This window comes from Hungatella sp. SB206 (assembly GCF_051132295.1).
Lineage (GTDB): Bacteria > Bacillota > Clostridia > Lachnospirales > Lachnospiraceae > Hungatella > Hungatella effluvii.
The window spans coordinates 5,372,584-5,396,912 of record NZ_CP096603.1 but is presented as its reverse complement, the minus strand read 5'-3'; the positions used below and the strand labels follow the sequence as shown (position 1 = coordinate 5,396,912).

Annotated in this window: 17 protein-coding genes and 1 riboswitch; all 17 genes read left to right on the top strand. The window is 50.6% G+C overall.

All coding sequences use genetic code 11. The features are described 5' to 3' along the window. The first annotated feature begins 139 nt into the window (after nucleotides 1-139). The 17 genes from M1L66_RS24000 (at nucleotide 140) to M1L66_RS23920 (ending at nucleotide 24,119) form a co-directional block, all read left to right on the top strand. Nucleotides 140-3,682: a PD-(D/E)XK nuclease family protein gene (locus M1L66_RS24000; protein ID WP_434688634.1), complete on the top strand. Its 3,543-nt coding sequence runs from the start codon at nucleotides 140-142 to the stop codon at nucleotides 3,680-3,682. Further along, nucleotides 3,672-7,400, top strand: a complete 3,729-nt coding sequence (gene addA / locus M1L66_RS23995) for a helicase-exonuclease AddAB subunit AddA (RefSeq protein WP_434688633.1) — start codon at nucleotides 3,672-3,674, stop codon at nucleotides 7,398-7,400. The genes M1L66_RS24000 and addA overlap by 11 nt, the downstream gene beginning before the upstream one ends. 393 nt (nucleotides 7,401-7,793) lie before the next feature. Next, entirely contained in the window at nucleotides 7,794-8,450 is a 657-nt protein-coding gene (locus tag M1L66_RS23990) for a TetR/AcrR family transcriptional regulator (RefSeq protein WP_434688632.1), read from the top strand. A 31-nt stretch (nucleotides 8,451-8,481) separates the two neighbouring features. Continuing rightward, nucleotides 8,482-9,723 carry an MFS transporter gene (locus tag M1L66_RS23985; RefSeq protein ID WP_434688631.1) on the top strand — a complete coding sequence of 414 codons (1,242 nt, stop codon included), beginning with the start codon at nucleotides 8,482-8,484 and terminating at the stop codon, nucleotides 9,721-9,723. Nucleotides 9,724-9,863: 140 nt separating this feature from the next. Beyond that, complete coding sequence (gene selD, locus M1L66_RS23980) at nucleotides 9,864-10,910, top strand: selenide, water dikinase SelD (RefSeq protein WP_187023952.1); 1,047 nt, start codon at nucleotides 9,864-9,866, stop codon at nucleotides 10,908-10,910. Nucleotides 10,911-10,914: 4 nt separating this feature from the next. Beyond that, nucleotides 10,915-12,048, top strand: coding sequence for an aminotransferase class V-fold PLP-dependent enzyme (locus tag M1L66_RS23975; protein ID WP_187023953.1), 1,134 nt, complete (start codon nucleotides 10,915-10,917; stop codon nucleotides 12,046-12,048). A gap of 98 nt (nucleotides 12,049-12,146) precedes the next feature. Then, complete coding sequence (locus M1L66_RS23970; RefSeq protein WP_434688630.1) at nucleotides 12,147-13,052, top strand: selenium metabolism-associated LysR family transcriptional regulator; 906 nt, start codon at nucleotides 12,147-12,149, stop codon at nucleotides 13,050-13,052. A gap of 250 nt (nucleotides 13,053-13,302) precedes the next feature. Further along, nucleotides 13,303-14,400 carry a YedE family putative selenium transporter gene (gene yedE, locus M1L66_RS23965; protein WP_187023955.1) on the top strand — a complete coding sequence of 366 codons (1,098 nt, stop codon included), beginning with the start codon at nucleotides 13,303-13,305 and terminating at the stop codon, nucleotides 14,398-14,400. A gap of 55 nt (nucleotides 14,401-14,455) precedes the next feature. Then, the gene (locus M1L66_RS23960) at nucleotides 14,456-14,665 is read left to right on the top strand and encodes a sulfurtransferase TusA family protein (protein WP_187023956.1); all 210 of its coding nucleotides are present in this window, start codon (nucleotides 14,456-14,458) and stop codon (nucleotides 14,663-14,665) included. Between the two features lie 6 nt (nucleotides 14,666-14,671). Next, nucleotides 14,672-14,908 carry a DUF3343 domain-containing protein gene (locus M1L66_RS23955; RefSeq protein ID WP_002602677.1) on the top strand — a complete coding sequence of 79 codons (237 nt, stop codon included), beginning with the start codon at nucleotides 14,672-14,674 and terminating at the stop codon, nucleotides 14,906-14,908. A 338-nt stretch (nucleotides 14,909-15,246) separates the two neighbouring features. After that, a riboswitch (purine riboswitch) is annotated at nucleotides 15,247-15,342 on the top strand. A gap of 142 nt (nucleotides 15,343-15,484) precedes the next feature. Continuing rightward, nucleotides 15,485-16,765, top strand: a complete 1,281-nt coding sequence (locus tag M1L66_RS23950; protein ID WP_187023957.1) for an amidohydrolase family protein — start codon at nucleotides 15,485-15,487, stop codon at nucleotides 16,763-16,765. A 146-nt stretch (nucleotides 16,766-16,911) separates the two neighbouring features. After that, nucleotides 16,912-18,306, top strand: coding sequence for an NCS2 family permease (locus tag M1L66_RS23945; protein WP_110322504.1), 1,395 nt, complete (start codon nucleotides 16,912-16,914; stop codon nucleotides 18,304-18,306). Nucleotides 18,307-18,507: 201 nt separating this feature from the next. Continuing rightward, nucleotides 18,508-20,796, top strand: a complete 2,289-nt coding sequence (gene xdhA, locus M1L66_RS23940) for a xanthine dehydrogenase subunit XdhA (RefSeq protein ID WP_434688629.1) — start codon at nucleotides 18,508-18,510, stop codon at nucleotides 20,794-20,796. A gap of 18 nt (nucleotides 20,797-20,814) precedes the next feature. After that, the gene (xdhB, locus tag M1L66_RS23935) at nucleotides 20,815-21,702 is read left to right on the top strand and encodes a xanthine dehydrogenase subunit XdhB (RefSeq protein WP_187023959.1); all 888 of its coding nucleotides are present in this window, start codon (nucleotides 20,815-20,817) and stop codon (nucleotides 21,700-21,702) included. Next, the gene (gene xdhC, locus M1L66_RS23930; protein ID WP_002602682.1) at nucleotides 21,695-22,186 is read left to right on the top strand and encodes a xanthine dehydrogenase subunit XdhC; all 492 of its coding nucleotides are present in this window, start codon (nucleotides 21,695-21,697) and stop codon (nucleotides 22,184-22,186) included. Before xdhB ends, xdhC begins: the two co-directional genes overlap by 8 nt. Nucleotides 22,187-22,458: 272 nt before the next feature. After that, nucleotides 22,459-23,169, top strand: coding sequence for a DUF6896 domain-containing protein (locus M1L66_RS23925; protein WP_434688628.1), 711 nt, complete (start codon nucleotides 22,459-22,461; stop codon nucleotides 23,167-23,169). Then, nucleotides 23,166-24,119 carry a ketopantoate reductase family protein gene (locus M1L66_RS23920; RefSeq protein WP_434688627.1) on the top strand — a complete coding sequence of 318 codons (954 nt, stop codon included), beginning with the start codon at nucleotides 23,166-23,168 and terminating at the stop codon, nucleotides 24,117-24,119. Before M1L66_RS23925 ends, M1L66_RS23920 begins: the two co-directional genes overlap by 4 nt. Nucleotides 24,120-24,329 lie beyond the last annotated feature (210 nt).

Below are 24,329 nucleotides of genomic sequence, written 5' to 3'. Positions count from 1 at the left end.
GGGGGCGGTTTATGAATAGACGGCAGAAGAGAACTGTTGTTCTGAAAACGATGGACTTGTACATCAACATATAGTAAAATATAGTTGGATAGCCATTAAAATGTGAAAGGCTTGAGAGGGAAGGAGCAACACGAAAGATATGTCCATACAGTTATTAACAGGCGGTTCCGGTTCCGGAAAGACACACCGCCTGTATACCGATTTGATCAGGGATTCCATTGAGAATCCGGACACGAAGTATTTTGCCATTGTTCCGGAGCAGTTTACCATGCAGACACAGAAGGAGATTGTGACGCTGCATCCGAACCACGGCGTGATGAATATTGATATTGTCAGCTTCCAGCGTCTGGCGTATCGTGTTTTCGAGGAGCTTGCCATCGTAAACCCGGACGTCCTGGACGATATGGGAAAATCCATGATTCTGAGAAAGGTGACAGGAGGTAAACAGAAGGAACTGCCGCTGTACCAGTCCCATCTGAATCAGAACGGCTTTATCGGCCAGTTAAAATCCATGCTTTCAGAGCTTTACCAGTACGGCATTACGCCGGAAATGCTGGACGCGAAGATCCCGGAGACCACCAGCCCCATGCTCCGCCAGAAGCTGGAGGATATTTCCGTCATTTACAAGGCGTTTAAGGAGTATATCAAGGACCGCTATATTACGACGGAGGAGATTCTGGATGTGCTTTGTAAGCACCTGCCGGAATCGAGGCTGATCAAAGACAGTGTGATCACTCTGGACGGCTACACGGGCTTTACTCCGGTCCAGTACCGCCTGCTGGACCTTTTTCTCCGTTACAGCCGCCGGGTGATCGTGACTGTGACCATCGATCCAACCGTGGCGGAACGGGGGAATAGGGGCGTGCAGGACTTATTTCACATGAGCAGTGAGATGATGGATAAGTTAAACGCACTGGCCCGCCAGAATCACGTAAAGCGGGAACCGGATATCGTTCTCGACGACCATCCGGCTGTCCGGTACCGCAGCGGAGTAAAGCAGCGGGTAGAGATGCCGGTAGAGCTGCAGAGGAGACAGCAGGGGAGACAGCAGGCAGAGAAGCTGGCAAAGCAGCAGGAAGAGCAGCAGATGGAGCAGCCGGCAGCGGACACGCCGTCCCATTCGGCGCTTGATTTTCTGGAGCAGAACTTATACCGCTACAGCGGCCGTGTGTATTCCGGCAAAGCGGAGGAGATCCGCCTGGTGCAGGCGGTGAATCCGGCCGGGGAGATCTCCCACGTGGTCCGTCAGATCGGAAAACTGCTGCGCGAGGGATACCGGTACCGTGACATGGCCGTTATCACCGGTGACATCGGAAGCTTTGCAGGAGAGCTGATCCATCAGTTTGATGCGTCGGAGATTCCGTACTTCCTGGATGACAAAAAGAGCATCCTGAAAAATCCCATGGTCGAGCTGGTGCGCGCGGCGCTGGAGACGATTCAGAAGGATTTTTCCTACGAAACCGTGTTCCGCTACTTAAGAACCGGTCTTGTGACGAAGCCGGAGGATGAGCGCAGGCTGGACCGCCTGGAGAACTACGTGATCGCCATGGGAATCCGGGGATTAAAGCGGTGGAATACCACCTGGGAGGGCTGGTACCGCGGTGGCAAGGACTTAAATTTAGAGGAATTAAACCAGCTCCGGGAAGAGATTATGGCGCCTCTCACGGCGTTTATCGAGGCGTTCCGGGAAGAGGGAAGGACGGTGCGCACCATGACGGAGGCCGTGGTCCGGCTTCTGGAGGCGCTCTCGGTGGAGGAGAAGATGCTGGCCAGAGAGGCCTCATTTCGGGAACAGGGAGAATTTGGGCTTGCCAAAGAATACGGTCAGGTGTACGGCCTCGTCGTCGATCTGATGGACCGTCTCGCCAGGCTCTTAGGGGACGAGAAGGTGAGCCGCAGGGAGTATGCGGAGATTCTGGACGCGGGCTTTTCCGAAATCAAGGTAGGTCTGATCCCGGCGGCTGTGGACCGGATCGTGGTGGGCGATATTACGAGAACGCGTCTCGACCATATCAAGATTCTGTTTTTTATCGGTGTAAACGATGGAATCGTGCCGCAGAAGAAGGAAAACAGCAGCCTGTTTACGGATAAGGAGCGGGAATTTTTAGGCAGCCATCACATTGAGCTGGCGCCCACCGTACGTGTGGAGAGCTTCCGTCAGCGGTTCTATCTGTATCTCGCTTTAACGAAGCCGGCGGAACGGCTTTATCTCTCCTTCTCGGCCATGGATGCGTCGGGAAAGAGCCTGCGGCCATCGATATTGCTGGGAGAGTTAAGAAAGCTGTTTCCGCAGCTGACCGTTGTGGCCGCATCGGATGAAGCGGCCGGCGTGCCGCTTTCCATCCGGGAAGCCAGGGATAAGTTGACCCACGGCCTTCGGAACTTCGAGATGACCCGGGAGGATTCGGAATTCTTGGAGCTGTTCCGCCATTTTATGATGGATGAGGGGCAGAGAGAGAACGTAAAAAGACTGGTAGATGCGGCATTTTACGCCTATGAGGAGCGTGGAATCGGGAAAATGGCGGCGAAGGCGCTGTACGGCACGGTGCTGGGCGGCAGTGTCACGAGGCTGGAACAGTACGCATCCTGTGCCTATGCCCATTTCCTGAATTACGGTCTGGAGCTGGCAGAGCGCCAGCAGTATGAGCTGGCGGCTATGGACATCGGTAATCTGTTTCACGATTCCATCGACCTCTGTTTTAAGAAGATGAAGGAACAGGGAGGCGACTGGAAGACGATCGGGGAAGACGAGAGAAAGGCCCTGGTGCATACCGCCGTGACCGAGGTGACCGAGGAATATGGGAATACGATTTTAAAGAGCTCCGCCAGAAATGCCTATCTGGCCCGCAAGGTAGAGAAGATCACGGACCGTACCATATGGGCGCTGGCGGAGCAGCTGAAGAAAGGCGATTTCACGCCGGTAGGATTCGAGGTGTCCTTCTCGGCCGCCGATAATCTGAAGGCCATGAAAATCGCTCTCTCCGAGGAGGAAGCGCTTCATTTGAGGGGCCGTATCGACCGTATGGACTTGTGCGAGGATGAGGAACACGTCTATGTGAAGATTATCGATTATAAATCCGGCGGGACTTCCTTCGATCTGACTGCGCTTTATTACGGTCTGCAGCTGCAGCTGGTGGTCTACATGGACGCGGCCCTGGAGATGGAGGAACGCCGTAATCCGGACAAGGCTGTGATCCCGGCCGGTATTTTCTATTATAATATCAACGACCCGGTGATCGACCGGGAAGGAGACATGACCCCGGAGGCCATCGACAGGCGGATTCTAAAGGAACTGCGCATGAACGGTCTGGTAAACAGCGAGCTGGAGGTCATCAGCCATCTGGACCACGAGATTGAGACGGAATCCGATGTCATCCCGGTGGCGATGAAGAACGGCCTGATCCAGGAGGCGAAGTCATCCGTAGCGGGAGGAAACCGGTTCTCGGCCTTAAAACGCTATGTCAATGAGAAGCTGAAGACCGAGGGACGCGAGATTCTGGAAGGGGCCGTGGCGGTGAACCCGTACAAGCAGGGAAATAAGACGGCCTGCGACTACTGCCCGTACCATGCGGTGTGCGGCTTCGATTTAAAAACCTCCGGGTTTGGCTTCCGCAAATTCAAACCACTGAAATCAGAAGAAATATGGCCGGAGATAGAAGGAGAGCAGCAGGATGGCGATTAACTGGACAAAAGAACAGAAGGCGGTCATTGAAAGCAGAAACCGCAATCTTCTCGTTTCCGCGGCAGCGGGCAGCGGAAAGACAGCGGTTCTGGTGGAGCGGATTATCCGCATGATCACGGAGGGAGAGAATCCCCTGGACATCGATCAGCTTCTGGTTATGACATTTACGAAGGCGGCGGCGGATGAGATGCGGGAGCGCGTACTTCTGGCCGTCGATGAAAAATTGAAGGAGGACCCTGAAAACGGTCATCTGCAGATGCAGGCGGCCATGATTCCTTACGCCCGGATTACGACCATTGACAGCTTCTGTCTGGGAATCATCCGGGAGCACTATAACCAGCTGGACATCGATCCGGCTTTTCGTGTGGGGGATGAAGGGGAACTCCTCCTGCTTCGCGGCTCCGTGATGGAACAGCTGCTGGAGGACTATTATGAGGCCGGGGATGAGGAATTTTCCCGGTTTGTGGAGACGTATGCCACCGGCAAATCGGACCGGGGCATCGAGGATCATATTATGGCTGTCTATAACTTTTCCGGAAGCAATCCGTGGCCGGAAAAATGGCTGGAGGCCTGCGAAAAGGAACTGGAGGACTACGAGGAGGGAAGCGGCGACAGGCTTATGGAGACGGAGTGGATGCGTTTCCTGATGTGGGATGTCGCCATGCAGACAGGGGAATTCTGCGCCCAGCTGAAGGAGGCGCTTGCCGTCTGTGACGAGGAAAACGGGCCTGCGGCCTATATCCCCATGCTGACATCGGATTTGCGCATGCTGCAGGCGATCGGGAACGCAAAGGATTACGGCTGCCTTAATGAACTGTTAGGCAGCGCCTCCTTCGACCGCCTGGCCTCCATCCGGAGCAAGGAGATCGACGCGGATAAAAAATCGTTTGTGACCGGATGCAGGGACCGGATAAAGAAGGCGGTCGGAAAACTCCGTGATTTATACTGCTTTGAATCCATTGAGACCGTGGTGCGTGACTTAAGGGGTACCGCGGGGGCGGTGCGGATGCTGCTGAGACTGGCCGGAGAATTTCACGACCGTTACCAGGAAGCCAAGCAGGAAAAGAACCTGGTGGATTTCGGGGATCTGGAGCATTACGCGCTGGAGGTGCTTTTGGAAGAGACGGATGAAGAGGATACGGGGAGTGTGGAGAATCCCGCCAAAGTACATGGCCGAAGACCGTCTGCCGCAGCCGACGAGCTGAGCCGCCAGTTTGAAGAAATTCTGGTGGATGAGTACCAGGACAGCAACGACGTGCAGGAGGCGCTGATCCACGCCATTTCCAGAGAGCGGTTCGGGACGCCCAACGTGTTTATGGTGGGCGACGTGAAACAGAGCATCTACAAATTCCGTCTGGCCAGGCCGGAATTGTTCTTAAAGAAATACGAATCTTATCCCAGAGAAGACGGTCTGTATCAGACCATTGAGCTGCACCAGAATTTCCGAAGCCGGGACAGCGTGCTTTCCGGCATCAATGAGGTATTCTATCAGATCATGACGAAAGGTCTGGGAGGTATTCTTTATACGGAAGACGCCGCTCTCCATCCCGGCGCGGTATTTGAACCGACGGAAGAGACGGTAGGAGGAAAACTGGAACTTCACATGGTCAACACGGGAGGCGGCCTGTTAAAACAGCTGGAGGCGGATCCTGCGGACGATTTTACGGCCCGCGAGATGGAGGCCAAGCTGATCGCTGCCCGGATGAAGGAACTGATAAACCCCGAGACCGGGTTAAAGGTCTGGGATAAGAAGGAAAAGCGCTACAGGACCGCCTGTTACGGCGATATGGTTATCCTTCTGCGCAGCTTAAGCGGATTTGCTGAGGATTTCGTCAACATCTTAATGAATGAGGGAATACCGGCCTATGCGGAGCGGAGAACCGGCTACTTTACGGCGATTGAGGTCGAAACGGTGCTGTGCTTCTTAAGCATTATCGATAATCCGATGCAGGATATTCCGCTGGCTGCGGTCTTAAAGTCCCCCATCGTGGGAGCCACGGACGAAGAATTGGCCCGCCTTATGGCCGTGTTCAAGAGAACGGCGAAAAAGGGACAGGACAGGGGAATCTACGGGGCGTGGATGTATTATCTGGAAAACTGTCCGGAGGGTGAACGAGATGGAGAGCTTTACGGAAAGCTTGCGGCGTTATCCGATGAACTGGCAGAGTACCGCCGCATAGCCGGCTATCTGTCCATTCATGAGCTTCTGTATACCATCTATGAAAATACCGGATATTACGATTACATCGCGGCCATGCCAGCGGGAGAGGCGAGACAGGCAAACTTAGACATGCTGGTGGAAAAGGCGTCAGCCTATGAAAAGACCAGCTATTCGGGGCTGTTTCATTTTATCCGCTATATCGAGAACTTAAAAAAATATGACACGGACTTCGGAGAGGCCGCCCTGGCCGGAGACGAGAATACCGTGCGGATTCTGAGCATTCATAAGAGCAAGGGACTGGAATTCCCGGTAGTCTTTCTGGCGGGCATGGGCAAGAAGTTTAATAAACAGGATTTATATGGAAAGATCCTCATTGACCCGGATCTGGGAATCGCAACGGATTACCTGGACTTAGAGCTGAGAGTCAAGACACCGACATTAAAGAAGAATGTCCTCAGACGCCGTCTGGAGCTGGAAGCATTGGGAGAAGAACTGCGTGTTCTCTACGTGGCTATGACCAGAGCGAAGGAAAAGCTGATTATGACGGGCACGGACCGCTATCTGGATAAGAAACTGGAGCGTTTTTCTGATATTAAGAGAACGGCCGGACAGATTCCGTTCACCATCCTGTCAACGGCGGATTCGTTTTTGGACTGGCTGCTCATGAGCCTTTCCGGAAAACTGTCGGAGTCAGCGCTTTTGTCTGACGCGGGAGCGGAAACTGGTCTGATGACGGTAAGGTCTTATTCCGTTGCCGATCTGGTAGGCGTGGAGATCGAACATCAGGCGGAAAAAAAGCTGTCTAAGGAAGAACTGCTGAACTTTGACTGCGCCCGTATTTACGATGAAGCGTATGCCGCAGGCATATCCGCGGCCTTTGCATACCGTTATCCCCATACCGCGGATATCGGCCTCCATACGAAGCTTTCCGTATCGGAGCTTAAGAAACAGGGCCAGCTGATCGATGAGGAGGAGAGCACCTTCCTGCCTACGATTCCGGCCTTTCTGCTGGAAGAAAGCGGGAAAAAGGATCAGGGCGGTGGCGCATTCCGCGGAACCGCCTATCACCGTGCACTGGAACTGTTAAACTTCCCAGGTATGAAAACCATTACCGATGTGGAGATGGCACTGGATACATTCCGCAGGGAGAAGTACATGGACGAAGAGAGCCTGTCCCTTCTGGATGCCGGGATTTTATGGAATTTTTTAAGTTCCCCCCTTGGCCGGCGCATGAGTGCCGCACAGGCCAAAGGCCTGCTTTACAAGGAGCAGCAATTCGTCATCGGAATTCCGGCCCGCGAGATGGAGGTCTGCAATTCCGATGAGCTCGTCCTGATCCAGGGAATTATCGATGCATATATGGAAGAGGAAGATGGCCTCGTCCTGATCGATTACAAGACCGACCACGTGGTGAGAGGCCGCGAATCCCTGCTGACAGAGCGGTACGGGATCCAGCTGGAGTACTATAAGCGTGCGCTGGAACAGATGACAGGGAAAAAGGTGACGGAGAAGATTATTTATTCGCTGACACTGCAGGAGGAGATTGTGCTTGAGTAGGGGAGGAATTTATGCAATGCTGTACTAGCGGCAGTCAGTCGATGGGAAGATCGAAAGGGAAAGCACTTTGTATAAACAGATCGATTTTATGGTGAAAAGGGCATAACAAAACAACTGAAAACACAGGGGCCAACCTACAACAAAACGCCGCCATTGGAGACAATGGGCGGTGTTTTTGCGTACATGGGAAAATTGTGGTTAATACGATATGGGAAAGGTAGGATTGTCCTGCCAATAGCTTAACCCCTGCTTGCCATTAGCGCGCAATCCAATATTTTAACCTGTATGCTGGTTTTTTAGACCCAGACCACCAAAAAATTGATAATTGACATGTGCGGATGTCTATGGTAATATAATTATACCGCGTTCGGTTTAAGAATAAGGAGGGTTATTATGTCACGTACTCGGAAAGACTTTGCGCCACGTAAAGAAAAACTGATTCAAATTGCTTTGGATCAGTTTCTCGAAAAAGGTTATGAAAATACAACCATCACCGACTTGCAAAAAGCGTTTGGGCTCACGAAAGGCGGTATGTATCATTACTTCTCTGGCAAAGAAGAAATACTTGATACTGTGATTGAAAAGGGGCTCGGTGATTTAATTGATGAATGGCGCAATCAGATTAAGAAGTTACCAGAGAAAGACAGATTGATGTTTGTATTTTTTACAAACTCAGCAAACAGTTTCTCAAGTCGTCTAATTCAATATGGCAAGTCGGGAGAAAGCTCAATCGTAACCTATAAGCTGCGGGAACAGCGTATGAAGATGCTGGTTCCTCTGGTGACAGAAATTATTAAACAGTACATGGACAGTGGGTTTTACACCTGTGAGTATCCTGAAGAAATCGCCGAAATCGCTTTGCTGCTGGCTATCTCCATCGGCGATCAATTATTTGGCATATCCACAGATTTGGCCAAGCGGAAGAGACGCATCGACACTATGATAACATTGTGGAGAAATTGCGTACACCCTCCTGAAAGCCATTTGGAGGAATTGCGGGATAACTTGAACCGTTTTTATGAGGACCGCATGACAGACAGTAACCCGTAAGAGTATTGCTCATAAAAAAGGAGAATGTCACATGAAACAAACGAAAGCAAAACTTTGGAACAAGGATTTTACACTGGTCATAATAGGACAAATTATCTCGCTGTTCGGTAACGCTGTTCTTCGCTTTGCGCTGCCGCTCTATATCTTGGAGCAAAGCGGTTCCCCCGCCCTGTTTGGGCAAGTTTCCGCACTGGCTTTTTTACCTATGATTCTGCTTTCGCCAGTGGGAGGCATTATCGCTGACCGTGTGAATAAACAACGTATCATGGTTGTCTTAGACTTTATTACCTCCGCTTTGGTTTTTGGCTATATTGCCATAAGTGGTTATTTTTCAGACATAGCCATTGTAGTCGTGCTGATGATGGCACTCTATGCCATTCAAGGGGCGTATAGCCCGGCGGTGCAAGCCAGCATCCCATTGCTGGTGCAAGATGAAAAGTTGATTTCAGCAAATGCCGCCGTAAACCTTGTAAATTCACTATCTAATATGCTGGGACCGGTCATAGGCGGCATACTTTATGGAACGTTTGGACTTCCCATAGTGCTTATTGTGAGCGCTATATGTTTTTTTCTATCCGCGGTCATGGAATTATTTATTAGAATACCGCACAAAAAGCAAGAGTCCACCGGAAATATGTGGACTACAGTGAAAAAGGATATAGGCAGCAGCCTTCACTTTATGTTCGAGACAAAACCAATTTTAGCAAAAATTATCTTTATCATGACATTGTTTGAACTGTTTGCCAGTTCAGTACTTATTATCGGTGTGCCAGTGTTGATTACACAAACATATGCGTTTTCCAGCCAATGGCTAGGTGTGACACAAGGCATTATGATGGGTGGGGGATTAGTAGGAGGAGTGCTGGCTGGAGTGCTGGCGAAAAAATTATCCATAAAAAAAATACACCGATTGCTGTTCCTGATAGCTCTGTGCTTTGTACCGATTGTGTTAGGGCTACTGTCAGGCGTTTCCGCCATAATTGGCTATGGTATCATTACTGCGGCTTGCTTTTTTGCGATGATTGCCGGTGTACTTATGCGCGTGCAGTTGTTTGCGTTCATCCAGCAGGCAGTTCCGGAAGAAATGATGGGCAAGGTATTTTCCTGTTTGATGGCAATTATTCTTTGTGCTCAACCCGTTGGTCAATGGCTTGCTGGCTGGTGTTTTGAGCGTTTTGCAGAGTTGCCGTGGATCGTGTTTTTGGTGGCTGTCGTACTATCCAGCTTAGTATCCGTCTATTCCCGCAGTTGTTTCCACAAAATCGAAGTATAGTGTATCTCATCCCACCGAAAGTCTCGGCTGGTGTGACAAGTTTCAGCTTATATTATCTAAAAACTATTTAGTATTGCTAAAATATTTTTATGTGCTACAATGATAATAGATAAAATCTATAAATAAGGGAGCGGGGAAACATGATACCAGACAACGAAGTAAGGCTGACACAAATGACAAAGACAGCGGGCTGTGCTGCCAAGATTGGTCCAGGGACTCTGGCGGGAGTACTGGAGAATCTTCCCAAGGCTGAGGATCCGAATCTGCTGGTGGGAATCGAGACCTCCGATGATGGAGCCGTATACCGGGTGAACGATGAGCTGGCGTTCATACAGACGCTGGATTTCTTTACACCGGTGGTGGACGACCCCTATACGTTCGGCCAGGTAGCGGCGGCCAACGCATTAAGCGATATTTATGCCATGGGCGGAGAACCGAAGGTGGCGCTCAATATCGTGGCCTGGCCCAACTGTGTCAATCCGGCATTTCTCGGTAAGATTCTGGAGGGCGGCGCCTCAAAGGTCGCGGAAGCGGGAGCGGTCCTGGCAGGCGGCCATTCCGTTCAGGATGATGAGCCGAAGTACGGTTTAAGCGTGACGGGATTTGTCCATCCGGACCGGATTTTTAAAAACTGCGGCGCAAGACCAGGCGATGTGCTGATTCTGACGAAGCCACTGGGAACAGGTATCGTCAATACGGCGGTGAAGGCGGATATGGCTTCCGAGGAGGCGAAGGCGGAGGTAATCCGGGTTATGACCTCCTTAAACAAGACGGCCAAGCGCGTGATCGAACTGTTTGACGTGCACAGCTGTACCGATGTGACCGGGTTCGGCTTAGCCGGTCACAGCGTCGAGATGGCGGAAGGAAGCGGTGTGACTCTGGAAATCCATATGTCGGATTTACCGCTTCAGAAGGAAGCTCCGGATCTGGCAAAGATGGGGCTGATACCGGCGGGAGCTTACAGAAACCGTTTGTTTGTTGAGAATAAGGTTGATTTCGGGGATACAGAGGAGTTTCTGTGTGATATTTTCTGTGATCCTCAGACCTCGGGGGGACTTTTAGTCAGCGTAACACCGGAGGATGGAGAAAAGATAACGGCCGGGCTGCGGGAAGCCGGTTTGGAGACTGCGTTTGCGGTGATTGGCTGTGTGAAGGAACTGGAAGATAAATTCGTGAAACTGAGGTGAGATTATGATCTATCTCGATAATGCCGCCACCTCGTACCAAAAGCCGGAGGCGGTATATCAGGCGGTACAGGAGGCCATGCACCATATGGGAAACTCCGGCAGAGGGGCTCACGGCGCATCCCTGGATGCGTCCAGGCAGATCTATTCTGCCAGAGAGCTGCTTGCGGAGCTGTTCCATGCGGGAGACCCATCCCGGGTGGCGTTTACGGCCAATTCCACCGAAAGCCTGAATATGGCAGTCTTCGGCCTGTTCGGACCGGGAGATCACGTAATCACCACAATGCTGGAACATAACTCCGTTCTGCGTCCGCTCTATCTTCTGGAAGAAGCCGGACTGGAGCTGACGATTCTTCCCGCCGATCAAAATGGCTGCATCTGCTACGAGAATATTGAAAAGGCAGTCAGGCCCAATACGAAAGGAATTATCTGTACCCATGCCTCCAACCTCACCGGAAATATGGTGGATATCGGACGGATTGGGCGCTTCTGCAGAAAGAAAGGCCTGCTTTTCGTTGTGGATGCTTCCCAGACCGCAGGCGTGTTCGACATTAATATGGAAGAAATGGGAATTGATGTTCTCTGCTTCACCGGACACAAAGGCCTGCTCGGCCCCCAGGGAACGGGAGGAATCTGCGTACGCCAGGGTGTTGCTGTGAGACCTCTCATCGTGGGCGGAAGCGGAGTCCACAGCTATTCAAAGGCTCATCCGGAGGATATGCCGACTGCATTGGAGGCCGGAACTTTAAACGGTCACGGAATTGCCGGACTTTACGCGGCTTTACGCTATATTAAGGAAACTGGCATGGAGCAGATCAGGGAAAGAGAGCTTTCTCTGATGAGGCAGTTTTACGATGGAGTGAGAACCATTCCGGGAGTGACCATTTACGGCGATTTTACGGGACAGAGGGCGCCTATTGTGTCACTGAATATCCGGGATTACGATTCCGGTGAGGTGGCGGACGAGCTGGCGTATCACTATGAGATTTATACCAGGGCAGGCGCCCACTGTGCGCCTCTGATGCATCGGGCGCTGGGGACGGAGGGCACCGGAGCCGTCCGTTTTTCCATGTCACACTTTAATACGGAAGCCGAGATCGACGAGGCCGTCCGGGCGGTACATGAAATTGCAGAAGGCTAGTACAGCGTTGCACTATTACCGCGTTATTCATGCAATGAAGTACTAGTACTGCTTTGCATAAATTCCTAAGTAATAGCACCTGCTAGGGGGAAATGTCTATGAATCTGAAACAACTGGAGGCCTTTGTCTGCGTGGCAGAGGTGAAAAGCTTTTCTCAGGCCGCCAAGAAACTGTATCTGACCCAGCCTACGGTCAGTGCCCATGTCCATTCGCTGGAAAAGGAGCTGGGGGCCAGGCTGTTTATCCGCACGACGAAGGACGTGGAATTATCGCCGTCCGGGGAACTCCTGTACGACAATGCCAGAAAAATGCTGCAGCTGGAAAAAAATATTCTCCGCAATTTTACGAGGACCGATACGCCGGGCGTTCAAAAGATAACGGTGGGAGCCTCCACTGTTCCAGGGCAGTACATTCTTCCCCAGATCCTTTCCCTGTTTTCCAGGACGTATCCCGGTAATAAGCTGGAATTAATGGAGGCGGACAGTCTGGAAGTAGTGCGCATGGTGTTGGATGGGAAGGTGGAGATCGGCTTTACCGGCACGCGGCTGGAGGATCCGACCTGTGTGTTTGAGCCATTTTATTACGACCGCCTTGTGGTGATTACGCCAAATGTGGAGACATACCGGCAATATGAGAAGACCGGCTTTCCCATGGAACGTTTCTATGAGGAGAAATGGATTGTCCGGGAGGACGGATCCGGAACGCGAAAGGAAACGGAACAGTATTTGAAGGAACACGGCGTAGATTTAAAACGCATGAACGTGGTGGCCACAATAAGCAATCAGGAGACCATTAAAAAATCGGTCAGCGCCGCCATGGGAATTGCCATTATCTCCAGTGCCGCGGTGGAAGATTATGTGGCTCAGGGGCAGCTTCTGCGTTTCCCTCTGGCAGAGGGCGATATTTACCGAAAACTTTACATGGTCTGGAGTAAGAGCAATAAGCCTGGTAAGGCGGCCCGGCTGTTCATACAGTTTGTTAGGGAACTGTATGCTTACTTATAGATGAAATCTATAAGCGTAATACGATTATCAATTAGACAGAGGCCCCTTTCTTTGCTACACTGATTTCATAAAATCTGTGACAGTTCAGCCATGCGGCAGTTTGTACAGAAAAGTGTGTTACAAGCTGGCTTGTATAAGCGCTTTTCTGTACAAACTGACATAGGGCGGAACGCCTGGGCTTCTTGTTTTCTGTTTTTGAAAACAAGAAGATGCATGGCTGAACTGTTATTTATGAAAAAAGGGGGACAACATGAATTTGACGGAATCAAAAAAAACACTGGCGTTATCAGGGGCAGCGCTGGGTATCGTTGCGGCGGCGCTGGCTTTCTTCGGAAACCCGAAGAACATGGCGATCTGCATCGCCTGCTTTATCCGTGACACGGCGGGGGCCATGAAATTACACCAGGCGGCGTTGGTGCAGTATGTACGGCCTGAGATTGTCGGAATTGTGGTGGGCGCGTTTTTCATATCTCTGATCACAAAAGAATACCGCTCCACGGCCGGCTCTTCACCGATGATACGGTTTGTGCTGGGGATGATCATGATGATCGGCGCCCTTGTATTTCTGGGATGTCCGCTGCGTATGCTGATCCGTATGTCGGCAGGTGATTTGAACGCCTACGTGGCTCTGATTGGTTTTGTGGGCGGCGTCTTTACCGGAACAGCCGCACTTAAGAAGGGCTTCAGTCTTGGAAGATCTTATGAATCAAAAAGCGTCAGCGGATACGTTCTGCCGGTCCTTTTGGTTATCGTACTGATCTTGAGCGTGACGACGACCCTGATGGCAGTCAGCGAGAAGGGGCCGGGAAGTATGCACGCGCCGGTTCTCATTGCACTCGTGGGCGGGCTGGTATTCGGAGCGGTCTCACAGAAATGCCGGACCTGCTTTGCCGGAAGCTTTCGAGATGTGATTTTAATGAAAAACTTTGATTTGATTACGATTATCGGAGCATTTTTCGTAGTAATGCTTATCTTTAATATTGCAACCGGAGGGTTTAAGCTTTCCTTTGATGGTCAGCCGGTAGCCCATGCACAGCATTTGTGGAATATACTCGGTATGTATGTGGTTGGATTTGCAGCTGTCCTTGCAGGCGGGTGTCCCTTAAGACAGATGGTGCTGGCGGGACAGGGATCTTCCGATTCCGCTGTTACCTTCCTGGGAATGTTCATAGGCGCGGCTCTCTGCCATAACTTTGGACTTGCCGGCGCGGCAGCTGCGGCAGCGACGGACGCTTCACCAGCGGTAGCCGGAGGCCCGGGAATGGCTGGAAAAGCAGCGGTTATCATCTGTATCGCAGCGCTGTTTGTGATTGGTTTTCTTCCGGGAATTCAGCGGGAGAAAAAATAGATGAACAGAGATTAGAGTTCAGAGTGTGCAGAGAACAGATCAGGAGGAAACCCACATGTACGAAGTAGACGCAAGAGGCTTATCGTGTCCGGAACCGTTAATACTGGTGTCGGATGCATTGAAATCCCATCCGGGAGAGAAATTGAAAGTTTTGGTGAGCGAGCCGCATTCCAGAACGAATATAGAGAAATTTGTTAAGAGCAGAGGACTCACCGTGCTGGTAAAAGAGACTGGTTCGGAGTTCGAACTGACAATAGAAGGATAGAAATTAATGAGGCAAAAGGAAAATAAAGTGATCGTGACTTTCCACACAACTGCGGAAGCGATTGCGATGGAGAAAGCATGTTTAAACGGCGGAATCCCGGGTCGTCTTATTCCGGTCCCGCGTCAGATTTCCTCCGGATGCGGATTGGCCTACTGTGCCGCCGCAGAACTGGAGGAAATGGTTTTAAAATATATGAAGCAAAACGATATGCATTATGAAGCGGTTGGAGTGTATTTGATCTGACCGCTTTTTTGTTTTTCATAGGAAAGTTCATCCCATGAAACAAAAACCCTCCGGGGGACAGCGTGCCCCGCTTTATCGGGTATGCGCACTCCGTGCTAAGGAAATATGGCCGCTGAAGCGACCGTGCTCCGGCGCGCGAGTCCGGCTCGCCGGACTCTTTATTACTAATAATTTTTTAGATTTATAGAAAAAAACTATAAGTATCCTCTCCGAATTGTATTCAAAATATCGACCAAGAAGACAGAAATAAAGAAAAATGCACAAAAATGAAAATGGTATTGACAAATAGTTGTACAATATGGTAGACTCAAACTGTCAGAGGTCAGAAAATTTAATAGAGATAAGTATTCAAAGAAACTTATATATGCTCATAATTGGTTGAGCGTTTCTACCAGCTACCGTAATAGTTGTCTATAAGTTTTTGCATGACTGTCAGCACGATCAGTAAAGACTGCAAAAGACACCAGTCATGTGAAAATTATAGGGGTGACGGTGGTTTTTTTTTGAGGTGGAAGTCGTCCGGACGCGATTTTACAGCTGTCTCTCCTATAACTGGAATACGGAATAGGAGGGAAAATGGCCGGAGATAAGAATTTTGTACTGAAGGGAAACATCTGTTACAGCGAAGATGCAAAGAACTTAAAACTGGTAGAAGCCGGATGGCTCGTCTGCAGGGAGGGGCTGTGTGCCGGAGTTTTTGAGACACTGCCGGAGGAATACGCATCGTATCCGGTGACGGACTGCGGTGATCAGATCATCACACCAGGACTGGTAGACTTACATGTCCACGCACCGCAGTATGCGTTCCGCGGTCTTGGAATGGATTTAGAGCTTCTGGACTGGCTGAATACCAACACATTTCCGGAGGAGTCCAAGTACCGGGATTTAGAGTACGCGAAGAGCGCCTATGGAATTTTTGCTGATTCCATGAGGAGCAGTGCGACAACGAGAGCCTGTATTTTCGCAACCATCCATAATCAGGCGACAAAGCTTCTCATGGATCTCATGGAGGAAACTGGATTAAAGACCATGATCGGCAAGGTCAACATGGACCGGAACTCACCGGAATACTTATGTGAAGAGAGTGCGGAGCAGTCCGTGGCCGACACGGTGAAGTGGCTGGAGGACACGGCGGATCAGTATAAGAATGTCCGTCCGATCCTGACACCAAGGTTCATTCCATCCTGTACGGATGAGCTGATGAGGAAGCTAAAAGAGGTTCAGAAAAAGTATGACCTTCCGGTCCAGTCTCATTTGTCGGAGAATCAGGGCGAGATCGCATGGGTACAGGAGTTGTGCCCGGAGTCACGCTTCTACGGAGATGCTTACGATCAGTTTGGCCTGTTCGGCGGAGATGTGAAGACCATTATGGCCCACTGTGTATCCTCGACTGAAGAGGAAATCGAATTAATGAGAGAACGCGGCGTATACGTCGCCCACTGCCCGGAATCCAATACGAACCTGTCATCCGGTGTTGCACCGGTGAGAACCTATCTGGACAAAGGCGTCAACGTGGGGCTTGGCTCTGACGTAGCCGGCGGAAGCAAGGAATCCATATTTTACGCCATGGCACACGCAGTCCAGGTATCCAAGCTGAGATGGAGATTACAGGATACCAGCTTAAAACCGCTTACCGTGGAAGAAGCATTCTATTTGGGAACCATGGGCGGCGGATCATTCTTCGGAAAGGTTGGAAGCTTCATGGAAGGTTATGAGTTTGACGCTTTGATTCTCGACGACAGTGATATCCGCCATCCGCAGCCGCTTTCCCTGAAGGAAAGACTGGAGCGTTTCATCTATTTGTCTGATGAGAGGCATATAAAAGGGAAGATCGTAGCGGGAAACAGAATTTTTTGATATAATGAAAGCAAAGTGTAAATTTAAAACTGAATATAGAATTTCGAGAAGTTACCATATACGAAAGAAACCCATATATACTGAGCTGCGTGGGGCTGCTCTGCTATATAAATGAAAATCATTCAACTATCAAGGAGGTAGGAAGTATGGAAACGAAGGGAAATGAGAACTTTTTTGAGAAAGTGTTCCACTTGTCGGAAAACCACACGGACGTCAAAACCGAAGTTGTAGCCGGTATTACCACATTTATGACCATGGCATACATACTTGCAGTAAACCCGAGCATCTTAAGTGCGACTGGTATGGACAGCGGCGCCATATTCACCGCGACTGCACTGGCAGCACTGGTAGCGACTCTGTTAATGGCAGCATTTGCAAACTATCCGTTTGTACTTGCACCAGGTATGGGATTAAATGCGTACTTTGCATACACCGTTGTTTTGAACATGGGTTACACCTGGGAGATGGCTCTGGCAGCTGTATTCGTAGAAGGTCTTATCTTCATTCTTCTGTCACTGACCAATGTGCGGGAAGCGATCTTTAACGCAATCCCGATGAACTTAAAACACGCGGTATCCGTAGGTATCGGTCTGTTCATCGCATTTATCGGCCTTCAGAACGCGAAAATCGTTGTGGACGGCGCCACACTTGTTTCTGTTTACTCCTTCAAGGGTGCTTTAACGGATGGAACCTTCAATTCCGTAGGAATTACAGTTTTATTAGCAATCATCGGTATTCTCATTACCGCAATTTTAGTTGTTAAGAATGTAAAGGGCAATATCTTATGGGGAATCCTGGCAACCTGGATTCTTGGCATGATCTGCCAGGCGGTCGGCTTATATCAGCCGAATCCGGAACTTGGCATGTACAGCGTATTCCCGGATTTATCTTCCGGTTTCGGTATCAAGAGCATGGCTCCGACGTTCTTCAAACTGGACTTCTCAAGAGTATTATCCCTTGACTTCCTGGTAGTTATGTTCGCTTTCTTATTCGTCGATATGTTCGATACGCTGGGAACGTTAATCGGTGTAGCTTCCAAGGCCGACATGCTTGATAAAGACGGAAAGCTTCCGCATATCAAGGGCGCTTTGATGGCAGACGCTGTTGGTACATCCGTAGGCGCATTATTCGGTACTTCCACCACCACCACCTTCGTAGAGAGCGCTTCCGGCGTTTCCGAAGGCGGCAGAACAGGTTTAACGGCAGTAGTAGCAGCCATTTTATTCGGCTTATCCTTATTCCTGTCCCCGATCTTCTTAGCGATTCCGTCCTTTGCAACGGCACCGGCTCTGGTAGTAGTAGGATTCTTAATGCTTACTTCCATTACGAAGATCGACTTCAACGATTTTACAGAAGCAATTCCATGCTACATTGCAATCATCGCCATGCCGTTTATGTACAGCATTTCTGAAGGTATTGCCATGGGCGTTATCTCCTATGTAGTCATCAATCTGGTTACAGGTCACGCAAAGGAGAAGAAGATCAGTACGCTGATGTATGTTCTGGCGGTACTGTTTGTACTAAAATATATATTGATTTAATAATATATAGAGCAACTGAAAATAGCAACCTGAGCAAATCAGGAGAACCGGTCAGGTAGACATTGTCAAACGGGCTGGCGGCGACATCACTTTGATGGATGAAATTGTCCTGAAAAAGTCTCGTCGCTGCCAGCCTTTCTTATTTTTTAAGAACCGGGGCCTGATTAGCAGGAGAATAAAAGAAACAGGAGGTAGGATACCATGGGAGTTGGTAATAACATGGTCCGCGTTGACGCCATCGAGAAAGTGACCGGCGGCGCCAAATATACGGCGGATTTGGAACCAAAAGGACTTCTTGTGGCTAAGGTCGTAAGAAGCACAATTGCCAATGGTGTAGTAAAAAGCTTTGATTTGGAGGCAGCTCTGGCTGTGCCGGGAGTCGTCAAGATCGTTACGTGTTTTGACGTTCCGGATATTCAGTTCCCGACACCGGGACATCCCTGGTCTGTGGAAACCGCGCACCAGGATATTGCAGACAGAAAGCTGTTAAATACCAGAGTCCGTGTCTACGGTGACGACATCGCTGCAGTAATCGCAGAGGATGAGATCGCGGCAAACCGTGCGGCGCGTCTGGTGAAGGTGGAGTATGAGGAGTACGAACCCATGCTTACCGTCGAGGCTGCCATGGCGGAAGGAGCCACGGTTCTTCACAAGGAGAAGCCGGGCAATGTAATCGCCCATTCCAGCTTTGTAGTAGGGGAAGGAACCTATCAGGAGGCTGTGGAAGGAGAGGACGTGGTAGAGATCGATCATGTCTATGCGACGCAGAGCGTTCAGCACTGCCATATCGAGACTCCGATTTCCTTTGCCTACATGGAAAAAGGAAGGATTGTTGTGACGACTTCTACACAGATTCCTCATATCGTACGCCGTGTCATCAGCCAGGCGCTGGGGATTCCGGCCGGTGAAATCCGCGTGATCAAGCCGTACATCGGCGGCGGATTCGGCAACAAGCAGGACGTCCTTTATGAACCGTTAAATGCGTTCCTCTGCACCCAGGTGGGCGGAAGAGGCGTCCGCATGGAGATTTCCAGGGAAGAGACGCTGGCCTGTACGAGAGTGCGCCATGCGATTAAGTGCCATGTTAAGGCGGCTGTCAAAAAGGATGGAACGTTGGTAGCGAGAAAATTTGAGGCGTATTCCAATCAGGGCGGTTACGCTTCTCACGCCCACGCCATTGTGGCAAACACATCCAATGAGTTCAAGCAGATTTACCACGATGAGAAGACGCTGGAATCCGACGCTTACACCGTCTATACGAATATTGCCACGGGCGGCGCCATGAGAGGTTACGGAATTCCGCAGGCTGCATTTGCGGCGGAGTGTATGGCCGATGATCTGGCGGTGGCCGTTCATATGGACCCGTTGGAATTCAGAATGAAAAACTGTATGCCGGAGGGCTATGTGGATCCCCATACCCACGTTGCATGTAATACATACGGCTTAAAGGAATGTATGGAAAAAGGCCGGAGCTATATTCATTGGGATGAAAAACGGAAAGAGTATGAGAACCAGACCGGTCCTGTCAGAAAAGGAATCGGTATGGCGATCTTCTGCTATAAGACAGGCGTTTACCCGATCTCTCTGGAGACCGCTTCCTGCCGTATGGTTTTAAATCAGGACGGCTCCATGCAGCTGCAGATGGGGGCTACGGAGATCGGACAGGGCGCGGATACCGTATTTACCCAGATGGCCGCGGAGACCACCGGTATTACGGAGGACAAAGTTCATATTCTCTCCACGCAGGATACCGATATTACACCGTTTGATACGGGCGCTTACGCATCCCGCCAGACGTATGTCAGCGGTATGGCCGTGAAGAAGGCCGGACTTATTTTCAAGGACAGAATCCTGGATTATGCGGCATATATGCTGGATAAAGAGAAAGACACCATGGATATCCAGAATAATGTGGTAGTCGATAAGGAGAGCAAGGAGAAGCTTCTTGATATGGCGGAGCTTGCGACGACGGCGTTCTACAGCCTCGACCGCTCGATCCACATCACTGCGGAGGCGACCAGCCACTGCAAGGATAATACATTTGCAACGGGCGCCTGTTTCGCAGAGGTGGAAGTGGATATGCCTCTCGGCAAGGTGAAGGTGACCAACATTGTCAATGTTCACGACAGCGGCAAGCTGATCAACCCGAAGCTGGCTGAAGCACAGGTTCACGGCGGCATGAGCATGGGACTTGGATACGCGCTCAGTGAAGAACTCCTCTTTGATAAGAGCGGCAGGCCGTTAAATGACAACCTGCTGGATTACAAACTGCCTACCTCCATGGACACGCCGGATCTCCACGTGCAATTTGTGGAACTGGACGATCCGACGGGTCCATTTGGAAATAAAGCGTTAGGTGAGCCGCCGGCTATTCCGGTCGCACCGGCCATCCGGAACGCAGTGTTAAACGCAACTGGTGTAGCGGTAGATTCCCTGCCTCTTGACCCGCAGAAGCTTGTGGCTCATTTTAAGGCAGCGGAACTGATTTAGAAGGGACGGTGATATTCCATGTATGATATTGAAAAATTATACCAGGCAAAAGATATAGGGGATGCGATCCGTGCCTTAAAGGAAGACCCCGAGGCCGTCGTCATTTCCGGCGGCAGCGACGTGCTCATTAAGGTCAGGGAAGGCAAGCTTGCCGGATGTTCCCTGGTCAGCATTCACGGAATCAAAGAACTGGAAGGTGTGAGAATGGAAGAGGACGGCACCATCGTCATCGGCCCGGCGACCACATTTTCCCATGTAACCAATAACAGGATTATTCAGAAATATATTCCGATTTTAGGGGATGCCGTGGACCAGGCAGGCGGACCGCAGCTGCGCAACATCGGTACGGTGGGCGGCAATGTCTGTAACGGTGTGACCAGTGCGGACAGCGCCTCATCCTTCTGCTGTCTCGACGCGATTTTAGTCGTCGAAGGACCAGAGGGAGTGCGGGAGATTCCGATCCGCGAGTGGTATACCGGCCCTGGAAAGACGGTAAGGCAGCACGACGAGATATTGACTGCCATCCGGATCCGCAAGGAGTCCTACGAGGGCTTTGGCGGCCATTACATCAAGTACGGCAAGAGAAACGCCATGGAGATCGCTACCATGGGCTGCGCGGTTACAGTAAAACTGACCGAAGATAAGAAGCACATCGAAGAAATGCACATCGGCTACGGCGTCGCCGCTCCGACCCCGATCCGCTGCTTTAAGGCAGAGGAAAAGGTGAAAGGCATGGAAATCGGAAATGAGCTGTTTGAGACGCTGGGCAAGAGCGTTCTGGAGGAAGTGAATCCGCGTACCAGCTGGAGAGCTTCCAAGGAATTCCGTTTACAGCTCATCGAAGAGATGGCAAAACGTGCCCTGAAACAGGCGATTATAAATGCAGGGGGTGAATGCGATGCTTAAGATTGTTCATATGATTGTCAACGATAAAGAGGTCGAGGTGGCGGTAGACGACAGGGAATCCTTACTGGAGACGCTGAGGGACCGTCTGGGCCTTACCAGCGTGAAGAAAGGCTGTGAGGTCGGAGAGTGCGGCGCCTGTACCGTCTTGGTGGACGGCGAGGCCATCGACAGCTGTATCTACTTAACCATGTGGGCGGAAGGACGCCGGATCATGACGGTAGAGGGCTTAAAAGGTCCTAACGGCGAACTGAGTACGATCCAGAAGGCGTTTGTGGAAGAAGCGGCCGTACAGTGCGGCTTCTGTACGCCGGGTCTGATCATGACCGCGGTGGAGATCGTGGGAACCGGAAAACGGTACAACCGCGAGGAATTGAGAAAGATGATATCCGGCCATCTCTGCCGGTGTACGGGATATGAAAATATCTTAAACGCCATGGAGAGAATCGTGGAAGAGACTTATAAGGTGGTTGGCAAAGAGGATTAAAGGGAGAAGCGTGTTACTGTTTTCATAGAGCTTCATTATGTTTTGGATTGTTTCGAAGAGAGAAAAAGCCGGAGCGGCGACATTTGGGAGAGTGTCGCCGCTCCAGCTTTTTTTGTGAGGTGCGGGGCGGAGAAGGGGAAAAATGGACGGCTGGTGTGATGTTTAGACTTGTTTCGGAAAAATGATGCGGAAGCATACTGTCAGACGCGGCATTTCTATGGTATGATAGATGAAACGTAAGTGACACATCTAAGAAAACGAGGACAGAGCGTATGGAAGACGGGCTGAGAACCGTGATGAAAGAATACATCGATCAGGTAAACGACGTTTGCCTCCGTTTGCTGGCTGGCCTCTGCCTGAAATCCAAAGCGGATTTTCTGTGCAGCAGAAAGCTGCGCTGGGGCATCGAGTATGAGATCAACGGAACGAAGTATCTGCTTCATGGGGCCGGATGCCGGGCCTGTGACGGGGAACGGTATCTGGACTGGAACTTTGGCTATGGAAGCAGATGGTGTGGAATAGACCCGTGGCTTCTCGCCAGGACGCTGGAATATAACCGGGATCCGCATACAGAATACTACGACGGAAACCGAGTGAAAGCGGAATGTGAACATGCGGTATCGCTTGGCGAAATGTATCAGAAGCACAATCTCTATTACTTCACAATTCCTGTCAGCGAAACCTTTGAACCACAGTTTCCCAAAGAATTTGATACTCTGATCGTGGAACATTTTGAGGACCGGTGGGTGATCCCGAGGAACCGGATGGTTGAGCGCTTCTTGAGAAAGAGCAGAAGGGTGTACAAGGAAATCGGCAGCAGCCTGAATAAATATACACTGAGATTCATGCTGGACGGGAAAGAGACCGGTACATTTCTGTACGATGATATCTGTTATCCGGAGCGTGCGGTGACGATTATGAGAGAAATTCTGATAAACCTCGGGAGCGGTACAGACAAACCACAGAAAATGGAGAACAGATGAAATACTTAATATATGGAGCAGGAACGATCGGAATAACCTATGGATGGCTGCTGTCTCAGAACCACGAGATCGACCTGCTGGTGAAGCCGGAGCACTATGAAGAACTGTCTGGAGGAGTGGTTTTATCCGTTAAGGACTTGAGGAAGAAGGCCTCCTCTTACGAGAACGTGACTTTTTATCCCAGCTGTGTGACGGAAGTGACAGACCATTACGACGGGATCCTGGTAACTGTTAACCGGTGTCAGCTGGCGGGCGTTCTGCCCCGGCTTTCAGAGCTGGCTGAATATACAAAATATTTTGCATTTATGCAGAATAACTGGAATATTCAGGCGGAGATCGAGGCGTACTTATCGGCGGATCAGTATCTGATTGCGTTCCCTTCCAGCATGGGAGGCGGCCGCGATGAAGCCGGTTTAAAGGTCATCCTCTTCGATGAGGCAGTAAGGCTGGGCGGAAAATGCCGGGCCGGGCTTGGCGACATACAGACAGCGCTGAATCAGTCCGGGATTCGTACGGTTTTCGATAAAAATATCTTTGACTGGATGAAGGTCCACTATTTGCAGCAGTCTGTTACGGCGGGCGCTGTGCTGGAGTGCGGGGGTTACGGCTCATTTGCGAGTGACTATCAGGCCGTCAAAAAGGTGGTCAAGGCGTTTCGGGAGGGGATCGGTGTGTGCCGGATGCAGGGAGTCGATACGAATAAGACATTTCCGGCCGGTCTGTTCAAGCTCCCGACGTTTGTGGCAGCCCATATCATGCAGAACATGTTTTTAGAGGCCAACACCAGGGAGATGGTGGAAAACCATATGAAGAAGGGGCTTCCGGAATGGGCGGCGGGCTATCAGGAGATCTTAAACGCCGGAACGTGCTGCGGCCTGCCTATGACGGTATGGAGATCGTACGATGAGGCGGTGGAAAAGTACTGCCTGGAACAGACATTGAAATGTTAAAAATGCACAAAAAACAGACGAATTTTTTATTAGTTTATACAGATTGCAGGAAATGAGACTGTCTGCTATACTAACACACAGTAAGAATTGCACCTTGATAAGTACATCTCTATATGGCTGTTTAAAACATAGCTGGGTTCACGCGGCATATTTTCTCCCAATTTATATTCGGTGACATTAGTCTTGACGATATGAAGGGACGAATCGTGA